At 70.8% G+C, this 15470-nt stretch carries 15 protein-coding genes, 1 tRNA gene and 1 pseudogene; 9 read left to right on the plus strand and 8 right to left on the minus strand.

Annotated elements, in window-relative coordinates:
• Nucleotides 1-125: 125 nt before the first annotated feature.
• On the plus strand, nt 126-941 hold the full coding sequence (locus H4N58_RS03760) for a DUF559 domain-containing protein (RefSeq protein ID WP_167248975.1): 816 nt from the start codon (nt 126-128) through the stop codon (nt 939-941).
• A 69-nt stretch (nt 942-1010) separates the two neighbouring features.
• On the opposite strand, the gene H4N58_RS03765 is transcribed toward H4N58_RS03760, so the two are convergent.
• The gene (locus H4N58_RS03765) at nt 1011-2129 is read right to left on the minus strand and encodes a citrate synthase 2 (RefSeq protein WP_167001600.1); all 1119 of its coding nucleotides are present in this window, start codon (nt 2127-2129) and stop codon (nt 1011-1013) included.
• 52 nt (nt 2130-2181) lie between these two features.
• Between H4N58_RS03765 and pdxH the strand changes: the two genes are divergently transcribed.
• Nucleotides 2182-2823, plus strand: a complete 642-nt coding sequence (pdxH, locus tag H4N58_RS03770) for a pyridoxamine 5'-phosphate oxidase (protein WP_167002367.1) — start codon at nt 2182-2184, stop codon at nt 2821-2823.
• A 7-nt stretch (nt 2824-2830) separates the two neighbouring features.
• Here pdxH and map read toward each other — a convergent pair whose 3' ends face one another.
• Nucleotides 2831-3598, minus strand: a complete 768-nt coding sequence (map, locus tag H4N58_RS03775) for a type I methionyl aminopeptidase (protein WP_167248973.1) — start codon at nt 3596-3598, stop codon at nt 2831-2833.
• Between the two features lie 352 nt (nt 3599-3950).
• Between map and H4N58_RS03780 the strand changes: the two genes are divergently transcribed.
• Nucleotides 3951-5216 (plus strand): MFS transporter, encoded by a 1266-nt coding sequence (locus H4N58_RS03780; protein ID WP_167248971.1) that lies wholly within the window; start codon nt 3951-3953, stop codon nt 5214-5216.
• Nucleotides 5217-5227: 11 nt separating this feature from the next.
• Here the strand turns inward: H4N58_RS03780 and H4N58_RS03785 are convergent, their stop codons facing one another.
• Nucleotides 5228-5812: a PadR family transcriptional regulator gene (locus H4N58_RS03785; RefSeq protein WP_167001603.1), complete on the minus strand. Its 585-nt coding sequence runs from the start codon at nt 5810-5812 to the stop codon at nt 5228-5230.
• Nucleotides 5813-6183: 371 nt separating this feature from the next.
• Between H4N58_RS03785 and H4N58_RS03790 the strand changes: the two genes are divergently transcribed.
• Nucleotides 6184-6762: a hypothetical protein gene (locus tag H4N58_RS03790; protein WP_167248969.1), complete on the plus strand. Its 579-nt coding sequence runs from the start codon at nt 6184-6186 to the stop codon at nt 6760-6762.
• Here the strand turns inward: H4N58_RS03790 and H4N58_RS03795 are convergent.
• The 3 genes and pseudogenes from H4N58_RS03795 to H4N58_RS20880 all read right to left on the minus strand — a co-directional run bounded on the left by H4N58_RS03795 (nt 6723) and on the right by H4N58_RS20880 (nt 9600).
• Entirely contained in the window at nt 6723-8363 is a 1641-nt protein-coding gene (locus H4N58_RS03795; protein ID WP_208322267.1) for a glycoside hydrolase family 13 protein, read from the minus strand. The two genes, H4N58_RS03790 and H4N58_RS03795, sit on opposite strands and share 40 nt — an antisense overlap.
• 76 nt (nt 8364-8439) lie before the next feature.
• Nucleotides 8440-9165, minus strand: a complete 726-nt coding sequence (locus H4N58_RS03800; RefSeq protein WP_167248967.1) for a hypothetical protein — start codon at nt 9163-9165, stop codon at nt 8440-8442.
• A gap of 43 nt (nt 9166-9208) precedes the next feature.
• A pseudogene (locus H4N58_RS20880) lies at nt 9209-9600 on the minus strand (FAD-binding domain-containing protein).
• On the opposite strand from H4N58_RS20880, the gene H4N58_RS03810 reads away from it, so the two are divergent.
• The 3 genes from H4N58_RS03810 to H4N58_RS03820 all read left to right on the plus strand — a co-directional run bounded on the left by H4N58_RS03810 (nt 9557) and on the right by H4N58_RS03820 (nt 13324).
• The gene (locus H4N58_RS03810) at nt 9557-10258 is read left to right on the plus strand and encodes a metal-dependent transcriptional regulator (RefSeq protein WP_167001606.1); all 702 of its coding nucleotides are present in this window, start codon (nt 9557-9559) and stop codon (nt 10256-10258) included. The pseudogene H4N58_RS20880 and the gene H4N58_RS03810 overlap by 44 nt on opposite strands.
• Nucleotides 10259-10373: 115 nt before the next feature.
• Nucleotides 10374-12737: a bifunctional diguanylate cyclase/phosphodiesterase gene (locus H4N58_RS03815; RefSeq protein WP_167248965.1), complete on the plus strand. Its 2364-nt coding sequence runs from the start codon at nt 10374-10376 to the stop codon at nt 12735-12737.
• A gap of 50 nt (nt 12738-12787) precedes the next feature.
• Nucleotides 12788-13324, plus strand: a complete 537-nt coding sequence (locus tag H4N58_RS03820) for a PGPGW domain-containing protein (protein WP_167001608.1) — start codon at nt 12788-12790, stop codon at nt 13322-13324.
• Between the two features lie 11 nt (nt 13325-13335).
• Here H4N58_RS03820 and H4N58_RS03825 read toward each other — a convergent pair whose 3' ends face one another.
• A complete protein-coding gene (locus tag H4N58_RS03825) occupies nt 13336-13680 on the minus strand; it encodes a hypothetical protein (protein WP_167001609.1) in 345 nt (114 codons plus the stop codon).
• 21 nt (nt 13681-13701) lie between these two features.
• On the opposite strand from H4N58_RS03825, the gene H4N58_RS03830 reads away from it, so the two are divergent.
• A complete protein-coding gene (locus tag H4N58_RS03830; protein WP_167001610.1) occupies nt 13702-14268 on the plus strand; it encodes a protein-L-isoaspartate O-methyltransferase in 567 nt (188 codons plus the stop codon).
• Between the two features lie 27 nt (nt 14269-14295).
• Nucleotides 14296-14368, plus strand: a tRNA-Arg gene (locus H4N58_RS03835).
• A 2-nt stretch (nt 14369-14370) separates the two neighbouring features.
• Here H4N58_RS03835 and H4N58_RS03840 read toward each other — a convergent pair.
• Nucleotides 14371-15387: a hypothetical protein gene (locus H4N58_RS03840; protein WP_167248963.1), complete on the minus strand. Its 1017-nt coding sequence runs from the start codon at nt 15385-15387 to the stop codon at nt 14371-14373.
• Nucleotides 15388-15470: the final 83 nt, after the last annotated feature.

A 15470-nucleotide genomic window follows, 5' to 3' on the forward strand; every position in this document is an offset into this window, starting at 1 on the left:
GACGGCGCCGGCGCGAAACCCGTCACCCTGCGGGGATGCTGCCGTTCACCGCAGCCCAGGGTCGCGACGCGGGCATCAGTGCTCGCCGGCTTGAAGGCCCGGGCTTTCGCCGCTTGTTTCGCGGTGTGTACATCCCTGCCGATGTCGAACCCGACCTGCTCTGCTGGATCAGTGCGGCACTCCTGCTGCTTCCCAGCGACGCCGCGGCGAGCCACCTCACCGCGCTGAGGTTGTACGGCCTCGAGCTGCGCGCGCTGTTCCCCCTCCACTTCTCGACGAACACGACGCGTCATCGGCGACGCCGCGACCTCAGGCTCCATCGGCGACGCGGACGGCTCAACGTGCTCTTCCGCTTCGGTGTTCCGTGCCTCGGCCCGGATCGGACCTACGTCGATTGCGCGACGATCGTCGGCATCGTCGAACTCGTCCAGGCCGCCGAGCATCTCCTGCACGCGGCACACACGTCGTACGACGAGATGAAGGCGTATCTCGAGCGGACGCACATCGACGGCGTCCTGCGCGCGCGGCGTGCCTTCGCGCTCGTGCGCGAGCACGTCGAGAGCCCGATGGAGACTCTGGTGCGCCTCGCGCTGGTGTTCGCCCGGCTGCCAGAGCCCGAACCGAACCCGGACGTACACGACGCGGCCGGGCGCTTCCTCGGGCGGTGCGACCTCGTCTACTGGGCCTACCGCGTCGTCGTGGAGTACGACGGCGCGTGGCACGAGCGTTCGCGGAAACAGCGCGCGTACGACCGTACGCGCCGTGAGAACCTCGAGCGGGACGGATGGATCGTGATCGTTGTTCTCGATGACGACCTTCCGCGCCTTCGGCAGGTGGTGTGGCGGGTCCACAGGGCGCTGCAGGAGCGCGGGTACGACGGCCCTGCGCCCGTCTTCAATGTGATGTGGGCCAGATGGTTCGACCGCAGCCCCGCGATTTGACGCCCTATCCACCTCGGCGGCTGTCGAGAGGGTGGACAAGGCGTCAAATCGCGCGGGCGGACAGGGCAACTACGCCCAGGCCGGGTCCCAGCCGTCGACGCTCTCGGCAGGGCGCGAGGGCGGGCCGGTGTAGATCGCCGACGGGCGGATCAGGCGGCCGCGACGCTTCTGCTCGAGGATGTGCGCGCTCCACCCGGCGGTCCGGGCGCAGGTGAACATCGACGTGAACATGTGCGGGGGAATCTCAGCGAAGTCGAGGACGATCGCCGCCCAGAACTCCACATTGGTCTCTAGCACCCGGTCCGGGCGACGCTCACGCAGCTCAGCGAGCGCGGCCTCCTCCAGCGCCTCGGCCACCGCATAGCGCGGAGCGTTGAGCTCGCGCGCCGTACGGCGGAGCACGCGGGCGCGCGGGTCCTCGGCGCGGTAGACGCGGTGCCCGAAGCCCATCAGACGTTCACCGGAGTCGAGCAGACCCTTGACGTACGTGCGCGCGTCGTCGGTCTTCTCGACGTCGCCGATCATGCCGAGCACGCGTGACGGCGCGCCTCCGTGCAGCGGGCCGGACATCGCGCCGACCGCACCGGACAGCGCCGCGGCGACGTCGGCACCGGTCGAGGCGATCACGCGAGCGGTGAAGGTGGAGGCGTTCATGCCGTGCTCGGCCGCGGAGGCCCAGTAGGCGTCGATCGCCTTGACGTGGTCGGGGTTGGCCTCGCCGCGCCAGCGGGTCAGGAACCGCTCGGTGATCGTCGTCGCCTTGTCGATCTCGGACTGCGGGACCATCGGCTGGCCGATCCCGCGAGCCGCCTGCGCGACGTACGACAGCACCATCACGGCCGTACGCGCGAGGTCGTCGCGTGCCTGCTCGGGCTCGATGTCGTACAGCTGGCCGAGGCCCCAGGCCGGAGCCGTCAGCGCGATCGCGCTCTGGACATCGACGCGGATGTCGCCGGAGTGCACCGGGATCGGGAACGGTTCGGCCGGCGGGAGGCCCGGCTCGTACGCGCCGTCGACCAGCAGGCCCCAGATCTTCTCGAACGGCACGCGGCCGACGAGCTCCTCGATGTCGACGCCGCGGTAGCGCAGCGACGAGCCCTCTTTGTCGGGTTCGGCGATCTCGGTGGCGAAGGCGATGACGCCTTCGAGGCCCTCGTGGACCGTCGCCGTCTCGGGTACGTCAGTCATGCCGGTCATTGTGCTCTCTTTTGCACCAGCGGAGTCTCGTAGGGTGCTGTTCATGGAGTCGGAGGCGATCGCGGCACTGCGCGAGGAGTACGAGGCTGCGGGCCTCACCGAGGCAGAGGCAGGGCACGACCCCGTCCCGCTGTTCGGGAGGTGGTTCGACGAGGCGGTCGCCTCGGGCATCCACGATCCCAACGCGATGGCGCTCGCCACGGCCACGCCCGCGGGCCGCCCCTCGCTGCGGATCGTGCTGCTCAAGGGGTTCGACGCCGATGGCGCCGTTTTCTACACCAACCGCGAGTCCCGCAAGGGTGACGAGCTCGAGATCAATCCGCACGCCGCGCTGACGCTGCTCTGGCATCCGCTCCAGCGGCAGGTCCGGATCGAGGGCGCGGTGACACGGGTGAGCGAGGCCGTGTCCGACGCCTACTTCGCCTCGCGTCCGCGCGGGTCGCAGTTGGGCGCGGTCGCATCGAACCAGTCGCGGGTCGTCGCCGACCGCGTCGCGCTCGAGCGGGCGTACGACGCGGCGGAGGCGACGTACCCGGACGCCGTCGCGCGGCCCCCGTGGTGGGGCGGCTACCGCGTCGCGCTCGACGCGATCGAGTTCTGGCAGGGGCGTTCGGGGCGCATGCACGACCGCATCCGCTTTCGCCGCGACGGCGACAGCTGGGTGCGCGAACGCCTCGCCCCCTGACCGCGAGTCACTCCAACGTGAGGATCTGCGGCCCGTCCTCGGTGATCGCGACCGTGTGCTCCACGTGTGCGGCGCGGCTGCCGTCGACCGTACGGAGGGTCCAGCCGTCGGGGTCCGTGACGTAGTCGTCGATCCCGCCAGCGATGAGCATCGGCTCGATCGCGAGCACGAGTCCGGGTCGCAGGGTGAGCCCGCGTCCGGCGCGACCCTCGTTCGGCACGTGCGGGTCCTCGTGCATCGTGCGTCCGATGCCGTGGCCGCCGTGGTCGGCGAGGAGCCCGTAGCCCGCCCCGCGTGCGACCGTACCGATCGCGTGGGCGACGTCGCCGAGCTTGTTGCCCGGGACCGCCTGCGCGATGCCGGCGTGGAGGGCGCTCTCGGTTGCCGCGATGAGGTCCAGGTCGGCGGGGTCGGCCTCGCCGACGACGAAGCTGATCGCGGCGTCTCCTGCCCAGCCGTCGAGGATCGCGCCGAAGTCGAGACTGACAAGGTCGCCGTCGGCCAGCGGTGTGGAGCCGGGGATCCCGTGCACGACCGCGTCGTTCGCGCTGAAGCACAGCGTCGCGGGGAACGGGACGGGGGCCCAGCCCGGGTGGTAGTCGAGGAACGGCGACGTCGCGCCAGCATCGGCGAGCACACCTGCCGCGACGGCATCGAGCTCCTTGGGAGCGACCCCGACGGCGGCGCCCGCCTTCATCGCAGCGAGGGCACGGGCGACGATGCGTCCCGCCTCACGCATCTGCGCGATCTGCGCGGGCGTCTTGATCTCGATCACCGGATCAGCGTACGTCGGGGTCTCGTTCCCGGCCCGTACTCGATCGGCGGAGGGGTCTCGACAGGCTCGACCGGCGGAGGGTCGGCGGGAAAAGGACGACCCGCGGGGGTTGGATACCGAGTGGACAACATCTCGGCCCCCGCGGGTCGGGTGGCTGCTGGGATTCGCCGCGCGATGCGGGTGGTCCCTGCACCGTGGCTAGCGGACAGCCACCTCACTTGTCCTGAAGTCAATCATTCTCCGGACCACCTCCTTCCTGTGTACGACCGACCGTACGCCTCGGGTAGGAGGCAGCCAACCCATTATCTGGACCTGCTCCGGGCCCGAGCTGGTTGCCGAGGACAATCGGTTCGTGGCGAGACGCGGGTGGGGTCGGCTGCTGACCGACGTCCGTCCGCTTCGCGAGTCGGCCGACTTCCGGAGGCTGTGGGTCGGCCAGACCGTGTCGCAGCTCGGCCAGCAGATGGCGACCGTCACGGTCGCCTACCAGGTCTGGGTCCTGACCGAGTCGCCGTTCGCCGTCGGCACCCTGGGGATCGTCGCCCTGGTCCCCTTGATCGCGCTCGGCCTGTACGGCGGCGCTCTCGTCGACCACTACGACCGCCGCAAGGTCGCGCTCTGGACCGCGGCCGGGCTCTGGTTGTGCACCGCAGCCCTCCTGGCGCAGGCGCTGCTCGACAGCGAGTCCGTCGGCCTCCTGTACGGGGTGGTCGCGGTGCAGAGCGGGTTGTTCGCGGTCAACAGCCCCGCCCGTTCGGCGATCATCCCGCGGCTGGTCCCCGTTCACCTGCTGCCCGCCGCCAACGCGCTGGGGATGGCCGCGTTCAATCTCGGCTTCACGGTCGGTCCGCTGCTCGGCGGCGTGCTCATCGCGTGGTGGGGCGTCGCGTCGACCTACGCGGTGGACCTGCTGACGTTCACGGCGGCGCTGTACGCGCTGGTACGCCTCCCGCCGATCCTGCCGGCGAAGGAGCCGGGCCGCGTGCCGGGCCTGCGGTCCGTGGTCGAGGGGATCCGGTGGCTGCGCCGTGCCCCGAACCTGCGGATGACGTTCGTCGTCGACCTCTGCGCGATGGTGCTCGCGCAGCCCCGCGCGCTCTTCCCGGCGCTCGCGCTGACGGTGTACGCGGGAGGGCCGTCGGCACTCGGGCTGCTCCAGGCGGCGCCGGCGATCGGGTCGCTCGTCGCGTTCGCCTTCTCGGGGTGGATCAGCCGGGTGCATCGGCAGGGGATCGCGGTCGTGCTCGCGATCGTCGCCTACGGGATGTCCGTCGCGCTCGCCGGCGTGGCCGCCATCGGGGTGCCGGGAGTCCTGTGGCTCGTCGTCGTGATGCTGGCGTTCTCCGGCTCGGCCGACATGGTGAGCTCGGCCTATCGCAGCACGATGCTCCAGCAGGCGGCGCCCGACGAGCTGCGGGGGAGGCTCCAGGGGGTCTTCACGGTGGTGGTCGCGGGCGGGCCGCGGCTGGGGGAGTTCGTGGCGGGGTCGGTCGCCGAGCTCACCTCGGAGGCGGAGGCGATGCTCTATGGCGGGGTCGCGTGCGTGGTCGCCACGCTGCTCGTCGTCACGTGGCAGCGTGGCTTCCTGCGGTACGACGCGCGCCGCCCCACGCCTTAGCGCTCACCGGCTCACTCGGCCAGCAGGCCGTACATGCTGCGCCGCGCCTCGTCGAGGATCGCGACCGCGCGCTCACGCTGGTCGTCGGTGCCGTCCTCGTCGAGCTGACGTGCGGCGCGGACGAGCTTGCGTGCGCTGGTGTGCAGGTCCTCCTGGGTCTGTGAGCGTGGGTGCGTGCTCTCCCACGCCTGGGCGACCTCGTCGGCGCGGTCGGCGAGGTAGGCCGTGCCTGCCTCGGTGATGCGGAACTGCGTGGCCTCCTCGTCGGTGGGCTCGATGAGCCCGTCCTCTGTCAGGCGTCGCAGCACGGGATAGATCGAGCCGGGGCTCGGGCGCCACCGGCCGTCGGTCCGCTCGGCGAACGCGCTGATGAGGCCGTAGCCGTTGGTGGGGGCGTCCGCGATCACCGACAGTGCGGCGAGCCGCACGGCGCCTCGCCGTGCCCGCCCGCCTCGGCGGCCTTCGCCGAAGCCGGGACCGAAACCGGGGCCGAAGCCTCGGCCGTGACCGCGGGGGTCGCGTCGCCCGGGGCCAGGTCGGCGTCGGGCGGAGGTCGGGTCGAAGCCCGTACGGGGGTCGAATTCTGGGGTTCGCATGAGATGTCCTTTCGTTATTCGAATCTCACGATGCGTCAACAGTACATCGCGATATATCGTTATGCAACCCAGTCGGATCGTCTCGTCTGCCTACGATGGAAGCGGCGCACAGGTGGGGGCGTGATGGTGGAGCTAGGGTCGCGACTTCCCGTCGTCCATGTCGTCGCGCACGACGGGTCGGCGCCCGCCCAGCAGGCGTTCGAACGGGTGAGCGCCCTGACCGAGGTGACCGTCCTCGTCTTCCGCGTCGCGTCGCCGCCGGAGGACGCCCGCGAGACGGTGTTCGAGACCGCCGTGCCGACACTCACGGTGGACCGCATCCTGCGTATCGCCCGTGACAACCGCGCGGCGTACGGACGATCCCGTCGTCGTTGTTCTCGGCCGACGGGGTGCTGCTGTCGGCCATCGACGCGATCGCGCGGCTCGCGACCCCGGAGTGGCCCGCCGTGGCGGTCCAGGTCCTGCGCAGCAAGCCACCCCGGACCGTCCGACGCGTGCTCGCCGTCGCCAGCCACGGCCAGTCCTCCGGCGCGATGCTGCTCATCGCGACGCTGGTCGCCCTCATCAACGGGGCGAGCCTCACCAAGCTGGTCGTCGGAGGGGAGGGCGAGGAGCGGGTGCGGCCCGGCGTACGGGGCCCCGATGCCGACCTGGTCGTCACCGGGATGGGCGGGATGCCGCCCGGGCTGACCCACCGCGACCTCACCCGCAGCGGACGTCGCCGGCTCCTCGCCGGGCCGCTGCGCATCGAGCACACCGTCCTGCGCTCCACCCCCGCCGACGCTGTGATGGTCATCGACGCCGCACGCCTACGGCGACGCACGGCTCGTGAGGGCGGGGTGCCGCAAGGCCTTGCGGAGCACTTCGTCGGCGATCTCGCACGGCTCGAGGAGATGATCGAGGTCGAGCGTCAGGACAAGAACCAGGCGGCGGAGTCCGGGAGCAGCTGACCCGTCCCCTCGGCGAGCGCCGACGACAGCACGACCGCCGTGCCGAGGTCGTCCACAGGCACGTCGACCGTCCCGCAGTTGACGACGCAGACGAGCCCGGGGGCACCGTCGACGCCCGCGCGGCGGAACGCCACGACGTCGTCGCCGCGATCGAGCATCTCCAGCTCGTGCGACAGCCGGTCCACGAGCCCGCGCCGCCGAGCGATCGCGTACCGCATGAACGACAGCGTCGAGAACGGGTCGTGGCTCTCGCGCTCGACTGTGTAGTCGCGGAACCACCCGGGCTGGGGCAGCCACGTCCGTACGGGCTGTGGAGAGTCCGGGGAGAACCCGAATGGGGGCGCCTGCCCGGACCATGGAAGCGGTACGCGGCACCCGTCGCGCCCGACCCCGCCACCGCGCAGCCACGTCGGGTCCTGGCGGTCCGCCGGGGCCACGTCGACCTGCGGGAGTCCGAGCTCTTCGCCCTGGTAGACGTACGCAGACCCGGGCAGGGCGAGCATCGCGAGCATCGACGCCTTGGCACGCGCCAGTCCGAGGTCGCCACCGCCGTAGTGGGTCACGGTACGGACGACGTCGTGGTTCGAGAGCACCCACGTCGGGGTCGCGCCCACGGGCCCGACGGCCGCGTACGTCTCCGCGATCACGTCACGCAGAGCCGGGGCCGAGAACGGCGTCGAGAGCCAGTGGAAGTTGAAGACCTGATTCATCTCGTCCGCTCGGACGTACTGCGCCATCGACTCGGGCGAGCCGACCCAGGCCTCGCCGATCATCATGCGGTCGCCCGGGTACGAGTCGAGCACCTGGCGCCAGCGCCGGTAGACGTCGTGGACCCCCGGCTGGTCCCAGTACGGGCGGTCCCACTGCGACATCGTGTCGTCGAGGGTCGGCCCCGTCCCCGCGCCGCCGCGGACGTCGGGCATCCCGGTCTCCTTGAACAGCCCGTGAGCCACGTCCACGCGGAAGCCGTCGACGCCCCGGTCGAGCCAGAAGCGGAGCACCGACTCGAACTCGTCTCCGACGTCGGGGTCGTCCCAGTTGAGGTCGGGCTGCTCGGGGTCGAAGAGGTGGAGATACCACTGGCCGCGATGTCCTGAGCCCGTCGAAGGGTCGGGCACGCGCGTCCACGCGGGGCCGCCGAACACCGACTGCCAGTTGTTCGGCGGCTCGGCACCGTCGGGCCCGCGCCCGTCGCGGAAGAGGTAGCGCTTGCGCGCCGCGCTGTCGGGCCCGTCGGCGAGCGCCGCGACGAACCACGGGTGCGCCGACGACGTGTGGTTGGGGACGAGGTCCACGATCACCCGCAGGTCACGCGCGTGCGCGCCGGCGAGCATCTCGTCGAAGTCCGCCAGCGTCCCGAACAGCGGGTCGACGTCGCGGTAGTCGGCTACGTCGTAACCGTGGTCGGCCTGCGGCGACGTGTAGAACGGGGTCAGCCACAGGGCGTCGACGTTGAGGCGCTCGAGGTAGTCGAGGTGAGCAGTGATGCCGCGCAGGTCGCCCACGCCGTCTCCGTCCGCGTCGGCGAACGAGCGGACGTAGATCTGGTAGCAGACCGCGTCACGCCACCACGGGGTCGAACGGGACGGGGCTGAGGCCACGAGAAGTCCTCCAGAGGTGCGCAGGGTTCGGTCGTCTGGCCCGCCGCGCTGCGAGCCCTGTCAGTCTAGGGACGCCTCAGCGAAAGGTGCCGATGTCGATCGCGATCCACGTCTGCTCGGCACGCGCGACCAGCGTGCCGTCCGCCTCGTATAGGGCAGTGCCCGTACGGTGCTTGCGTCCGTCCGCGCCGCGGAACGCGCCGACGACCACGTACTCGCGGTCGGCGACGGGGGTGCTGACCACCTGTCCGGTCATCCGCCCGAGCACCATCGGTGTCGCGTCGATGTGCGCGGACCAGCCGCCGGGGCAGTCGATCGCGGCCCAGGTCACCTCGGGCTGCAGGTGCCCGTCGGTGTCGCCGAACGCCGGATGAGGCGTCCACGTCGCGGCCACGGTGTCGGGGTACGCGGCGTCGTCGACCGGTCCGGGGAAGACGAGCAGACCGTCGCCCGGCGCTCGTGCCGTGCCACAGGTGAAGCAGTGCGGGAAGGGGTGCTCCACGCGTCCTTCGTACGCCTCGTACCCCTTGCGGGCGAGGGTCGCTCCGACGAAAGGTGCCGGGTCGACGTCGAAGGCTCCCGCCTCCGCCTCTCCGACGACGGTGGCACCGTCGGACAGCACCGCACGGCCGTCGTCGACCGTGAGCGCGAGCGGGACGCCGAGCGGCGGCGGCACCCGCAGCGTCGATGTCACGACCGCGCCCGGGGACGCGATCGGCCGTGCGACGAGGCCTGCCACGTAGCCGCCGTTGCCGGAGCGGTCGGGGCCGTTGTAACGGGGGTCGATCGTCGTGCTCGTCATCACCCCACGCTCTCACGTCCGCGGGCCCGGGCGTCGTGGGCCTTCAACGCAGCTCTCGTACCGGCGCAGTGCTCGCGCCGCTCCTCGGCGTGGTCGACCAGCGGGGCGGGACGTCGGCGAGCTCGGGGACCCAGCGCCGGACGTAGGTGCCGTCAGGGTCGAACATCTTGCCCTGCGTGACCGGGAGTGCCGCGCGCCGTGCTGCCACTCCAGGTGGAGGTCCTTGACGAGGAAGCTCGCGACGACCATCCGGACGCGGTTGTACATCCAGCCCTGCGCGAGCAGCTGACGCATCCCCGCGTCGATGAACGGGAAGCCCGTACGGCCCTGCGGCATCCGCCCATCTTCGTGGGTGCGCGGCGAGTCTGTCTGATCTGGAACAATAGACGCCGTGAGCGACCTGATCGACACCACCGAGATGTACCTCCGGACCATCTACGAGCTCGAAGAAGAGGGGATCGTGCCCCTCCGCGCCCGGATCGCCGAGCGCCTTCACCAGAGCGGACCCACGGTGAGCCAGACGGTCGCCCGGATGGAGCGCGACGGCCTGCTCACCGTCGAGGGCGACCGTCACCTCGAGCTCTCCGAGCAGGGGCGCGCCCTCGCCACCCGCGTCATGCGCAAGCACCGGCTGGCCGAGCGGCTTCTCACCGACGTCATCGGGCTCGAGATCGAGTACGTCCACGAGGAGGCGTGCCGGTGGGAGCACGTCATCTCCGAGCAGGTCGAGCGCAAGCTCGTCGCCCTTCTGGAGCACCCGACCGAGTCCCCGTACGGCACGCCGATCCCGGGTCTCGGTGAGCTCGGTGAGACCGACGAGGTCGCTGAGGCGTTCCTGGGCGACGGCGTGATGCACCTGACGGCGGCGCTGTCCGGCAACGGCGACGCGTCGCGCCTGGTCGTGCGCCGCATCGGCGAGGAGCTCCAGAAGGACACCACCGCGATGTCGGTGCTCCGTCGTGTCGGCGTCCTGCCTGGCAACGACGTTCTCGTGTCGCCCGCACCCGACGGCGGGGTCGTCGTCGCGCGCGGTGGGGAGACGGCGGAGATCGACCCCGAAGCCGCGTCCCACATCTTCGTCGAGAGGCCGTGACCGCCGTCGGCGCGCCGAACGCGACAACTCTCGGTCGCGACGTGCGCCGGCTGATTGGATGGTGATGATGCCCCGGCGGTGAAACGCCGGCCGTCGGACTACGGGGGGAACGTCGATGACTGGAGCGCCGCGTCTCGCGCGCACGCTCCTCACCCTCGTCGTCGTGCTGGCGGCGGGTGCGATCGCCGTCGTCGCCGTGGTCGCGGTCGTCCAGCGCGGGTGGGACATCGGACCGTGGTGGCTCCTCAGCCTCCCGGCGATCGTGCTGGCGAGTGCAGCGCCGCTCTACCTCGACCGGTACGACGACTGGCTTGTCGTCGGCACCGAGTTGTGCGTGCTCGTCTTCCTGTCGCTGACCGTCGCCTGGCCGCAGGCGCTCGTGCTGTGGATCGCCGGTGTCGTCCTTGCGCAGGTGCTCGGTCTGCCCCGCAGCCGCCGGGTGTTCGACCCGGCGCTGTCGATCGTGTGCGGCGGACTCGCGGTCGCCGTCGTCGCGGCGCTGGATGTCGGGACGTTCGGCTACGCCGAGGTCCTCACCGTCCTGCTCGCGTTCACGCTGGCGTTCGTCGTCGACATCGGGGCGTCGGTGGTCTGGGTCCACGACGTCGCCATGCCTGCCGGCGGTGCGCTCGCGGCGCGGGCGTACGAAGTCCTCACGCTGTACGGGGTGTACGTCGGTGTGAACGCGATGGGCTATGTGTGCGTGCTCCTGTATCGCACCGAGTCGCCGTGGGCGTTGCTCGCCGTCGTGCCGGCGCTCGGCATCGTGCTCGTCGCCGTCAAGGGGCTCACGCGCGAGCGGGAGACGGCGCGCCGTCTCAACGTGCTGTTCGAGACGGCGAGCGCGCTGCACTCGGCATCGAACGAGGCACAGGTGCTCGCCGCGCTCGACCTCGGCGTCCGGCAGCTCGGCAAGACACCCGGGTCGGGCCTGCGGACGGAGCTCCCCGACTCGCCGGACCTTCGGCGCCTGTTCATCTCGGGTGACGAGGTCTTCTGGTTGGTGATCCAGACCAAGGATGGACCGCCAGCGAGCACATTAAGGTGGGCGGAGGCGCTCGAGTCGATCGCCCAGCAGGCAGAGGAGGCATTGTCGCGGATGCGGATGAACAGGGACCTTGTGGCCAATGCGCAGCGTGACCCGTTGACGAAGCTGCGCAACCGCTCGGTCTTCCTCGAGACCGTCGCCGCGGAGATGGCGGGAGGTCGCGCGGTGGACACCGGCTCGCGGACGTGCGCGATCCTGTTCTGCGACCTCGACGGCTTCAAGAAGGTCAACGACCAGTTCGGCCACGCCAGCGGCGACGGTGCGTTGATCGAGGTGGCGCGGCGGCTGTCGGCGGAGCTGCCGGCCGATGTCCACCTGGCGCGGCTCGGGGGCGACGAGTTCGCGATCCTCGTGTCCAGCGAGGGCGGGGAGCAGATGCTCGAGGCCAGCGCGCGCGATGTCGCCGAGACCGTCCGCGAGGTCGTCTCGCGGCCGCTTCGCGTCGACGCCCGTTCGATCGACATCACGGTCAGCATCGGGGTCGCGACGGCGGCCGCGGTGGCCGGGCACCCGACGGTCGACACGGCCGCCGACCTGCTGCGCAACGCCGACATCGCGATGTACGCGGCAAAGCGAGCCGGACGGGACAGGGTTGTCGTCTACAGTGCGGCGATGGGCGTCGAGCGGGTGCGCTCCCTCGAGCTGGTGGACAGGCTCCGTCGCGCGATCGACGAGCGCCGACTGCGGGTCGTCTACCAGCCGATCGTCTCTGCCGTCGACCAGCACCTGCTCGCGATCGAGGCGCTCGCGCGGTGGACCGAGGACGGGGAGGTCATCTCGCCTGCGGAGTTCATCCCGCTGGCCGAGGATGCCAATCTGATCGAGTCGATCGGGGCCCTCGTCCTGGAGCAGGTGTGCGACGACCGCCAGCAGCTCGACCACGCTCTGGCGCCCGAGACCGCGATCGCCGTGAACCTCTCCGCGCCGCAGCTCGGGTCTGCGGAGTTCGTCGCGTCCGTCGAGCGCGCCGTCGAGGCGCTGGCGCCCCACCGGCTCACCCTGGAGATCACCGAGACCGGCTGGATCAGCGAGGAGCTCATCGCCTCGGGCGTGATGGAGCGGTTGCTCGAGCGCGGTGTCACCTTCGCAGTCGACGACTTCGGAGTCGGGTTCTCCTCGCTCGAGCGCCTCCGGCGACTGCCGGTGCAGCTCCTCAAGCTCGACCGCTTCTTCTCCCAGGAGATCGACACCGACCCGCAGAGCGCCGCGGTGCTCGCCTCGATGCTGGAGATGGCGGCAGCGCTCAATCTGCGGACGGTCATCGAGGGCATCGAGCGCCAGTCCCAGGTCGAGGCCATCCGTGCGATTGCCCCGGGCGACGGTGGTGAGCTGGCGTTCCAGGGCTACTACTTCGGCGGGCCGATGAGCCCCGCGACCCTCGTACGATGGGAAGCTCAACGCTCGCGGACGGCGTCGCTACGTCGTCGCTGAAATGATTTCGGGGGGTTTGGCATGCTGGGGGAATGGGATGGTCAGGGTTGATGAGTGCGATTCGCGGGTTTGCGTCTTGGCTTCGCCTGACCGGCCTCGAGCTGGCCGGCTGGCTTCTTGTGATCGCAGGCATCGCCGCTCTCGTGCTGCCCGGACCCGGACTCCTCATGATGGTCGCGGGGCTGGCGATCCTTTCCAACCGCTATGAGTGGGCGAGGCGTCGCGTCGAGCCGATCAAGGCGAAGGCGTTCGACGCCGCGCGCTACGGGGTGGCGACGTGGCCGCGCATCGCGCTCAGTGTGCTCGGCGCACTCTGCGTGATGGGGGTCGGTGTCATCTGGTGGATCGGACCGACGGTGCCCGAGATCGGTCCGTTCGGTGACGAGTTGCCCTTCAACGGCTGGGCGACCGGGCTCAGCATGATGCTCTCGTCGCTGATCGCGCTCGGGCTCGTGGTCTACAGCATGAAGCGGTTCCGCTACGGCGATGACGACGAGTCGTTCGAGATCCTCGACGAGGACGAGCTGGTCGAGGCGCTCTCAGAGGCGGACGGCGAGCCGGAGTCCGACACCACCGACCGCGTCTGACCGTCCGCGGGTCAGCGCCAGAGGACGGCGATGAACACGTTGACGACTGCGAGTCCGCCGACGGCGTGAGCCATCCACACCGGCGTACGGTCGCTCTTGCGGTCGGCGACGAAGGCGAGCACGGTCACGGCCAGGGCGATGACGAGCTTGACGCCGATCTTGGCGTTGTCGACGGGGAGGTCGTCCATCTCGCGGAGACCGACCAGGAGCAGGCCGGTGACGAGCGCGCCCGCGGCCGCGTGCGCGACGCCCTTCGCGATCGGGACCGGGGTCCGCAGGCGCGACGCCCATGCGCCGATCACGAATGCCCAGCAGAGCATGTGGAGCACCAGCAGGATCAGACGCAGCGTTTCCATGGCTCGACGATACTGGTGGGTATGGGTGACAAGGTCACCGAGGTGATGGCGCAGGTGCGGCGCGAGGACTTCCTTCCCGACGATCAGAAGGCGATGGCCGACCTTGACGGACCGGTGCCGATCGGTTGGGGTCAGACCAACTCCCAGCCCCGTACGGTCGCAGCGATGCTGCGCCTCCTCGACGTCGAGCCCGGCATGCGCGTGCTCGACGTCGGGGCGGGCTCGGGGTGGACGACGGCACTGCTCGCGCACCTCGTCGGAGGCGGTGGCGAGGTGGTCGGTGTCGAGGTGGTCCCCGAGCTGCGCGAGCGTGCGGGTGGGGTGCTCTCGAGGCTCGGCCTGACGTGGGTGCGGATCGAGCTCGCGATCGAGGTGCTCGGGTGGCCCGAGGCGGCTCCGTACGACCGCGTGCTCGTGTCTGCGCAGGCGCGATCGCTCCCGACGCCGCTCGTCGACCAGCTCGCTCCCGGCGGCGTGATGGTCGTCCCCGTCCGCGGACGGATGACGCGCGTGGTGCTCGCGGACGGCGGCGGTGCGCACGTGAGCGAGCACGGCGCGTACCGCTTCGTGCCGTTGATCGGCTGGTGAGCGTGCCCGCTAGTCTTGGGCCGTGTCGCCCCCGTAGCTCAGGGGATAGAGCACCGCTCTCCTAAAGCGGGTGTCGCTGGTTCGAATCCAGCCGGGGGCACGTCAGGCGTCCGCGAGTTCCCGCGCCGGCTCGGTCCCGGACGTCGCACCCGCGCTGACCGGCCGATCACCGCGCCGGCCCACCACGATCAGTGCGAGCCCGACCAGGGTCCATGCGCCGAGCACGATCAGCGACTGGGTGAGATCCGCGTCGGGGAAGTACGCGAGGCTCCGGACGAGCGTGACGGCGGCGCCGGGGACGAAGAGCTGGCCGAGGTCACCCCAGATCCACGGCAGGAACTCTGTCGGCTGGCTGGCCGCGGAGATCGGGTTGCCGATGAGCAGCGTGATCGCCGCGCCGACGCCGATCCCGGGCGGGCCCAGGACGCTCGCGAGACCGGCAATCAGGGCACTCGTCGCCAGCAGGGAGAGTCCGATCCCTGCGGTCAGGGCGAGCGGGTCACCGGGGAGGATGCCGAACCATCCGTGCAGCACCGTCGTCGTCAGGGTCGCGGCGACGACCGCGTACACCCCGACGGCGACCAGGCGCCGGCTGCGGCCTCCGACGAGGAGTGCGACGACGATGCCGCCGATCATCCCGCCGAGGACCAGGGGGAAGGCGGCGGCGGTGATGCCGACCCCTTGCGCGTCGTCGGCGTCGAGTCCGACGACGTCGCTGATCGTCACCGGCATGTCGGCCGACACCTGGCCGAGCTCGTCGGCCAGCCGGGTCATGGCCTGGTGCGAGGCGCCACCTGCCGCCGAGGCGGTCAGCACCTCGGGCTCCTCGCCAAGCACGAGCCCGCCATAGACCTCGCGCTGTTCGACCGCCGCTACGGCGGCGTCGCGGTCGGCGACCTCGACGAGGTCGAAGCGCCCCGGAGCAGAGGTCTCGAGCTGCTGCTCGACGGTCTGGACCGCGGGAGCGGGGCCGGTGATAGCGACGGGGAGGTTCTGCGGCGTCGTGGTCGCGGCCGGCCAGGTGAAGGCGGCCACCACGAGGGTGACGACGAGCGCCGCAAGGGTGGCGGCGCCGAGGACGCGGCCCCAGCTCTGGGGTGCGGTGGTCTCGGTGGACATGGGTCCCTCCGTAGGAAGAAAAACGAATGATCGTTCTTTAAGAGTCGAACGACGGCCCACCTTTGTCAAGAACGTTCGTTCGC

The sequence above is a fragment of the Mumia sp. ZJ1417 genome (assembly GCF_014127285.1).
Classification (GTDB): Bacteria; Actinomycetota; Actinomycetes; order Propionibacteriales; family Nocardioidaceae; genus Mumia.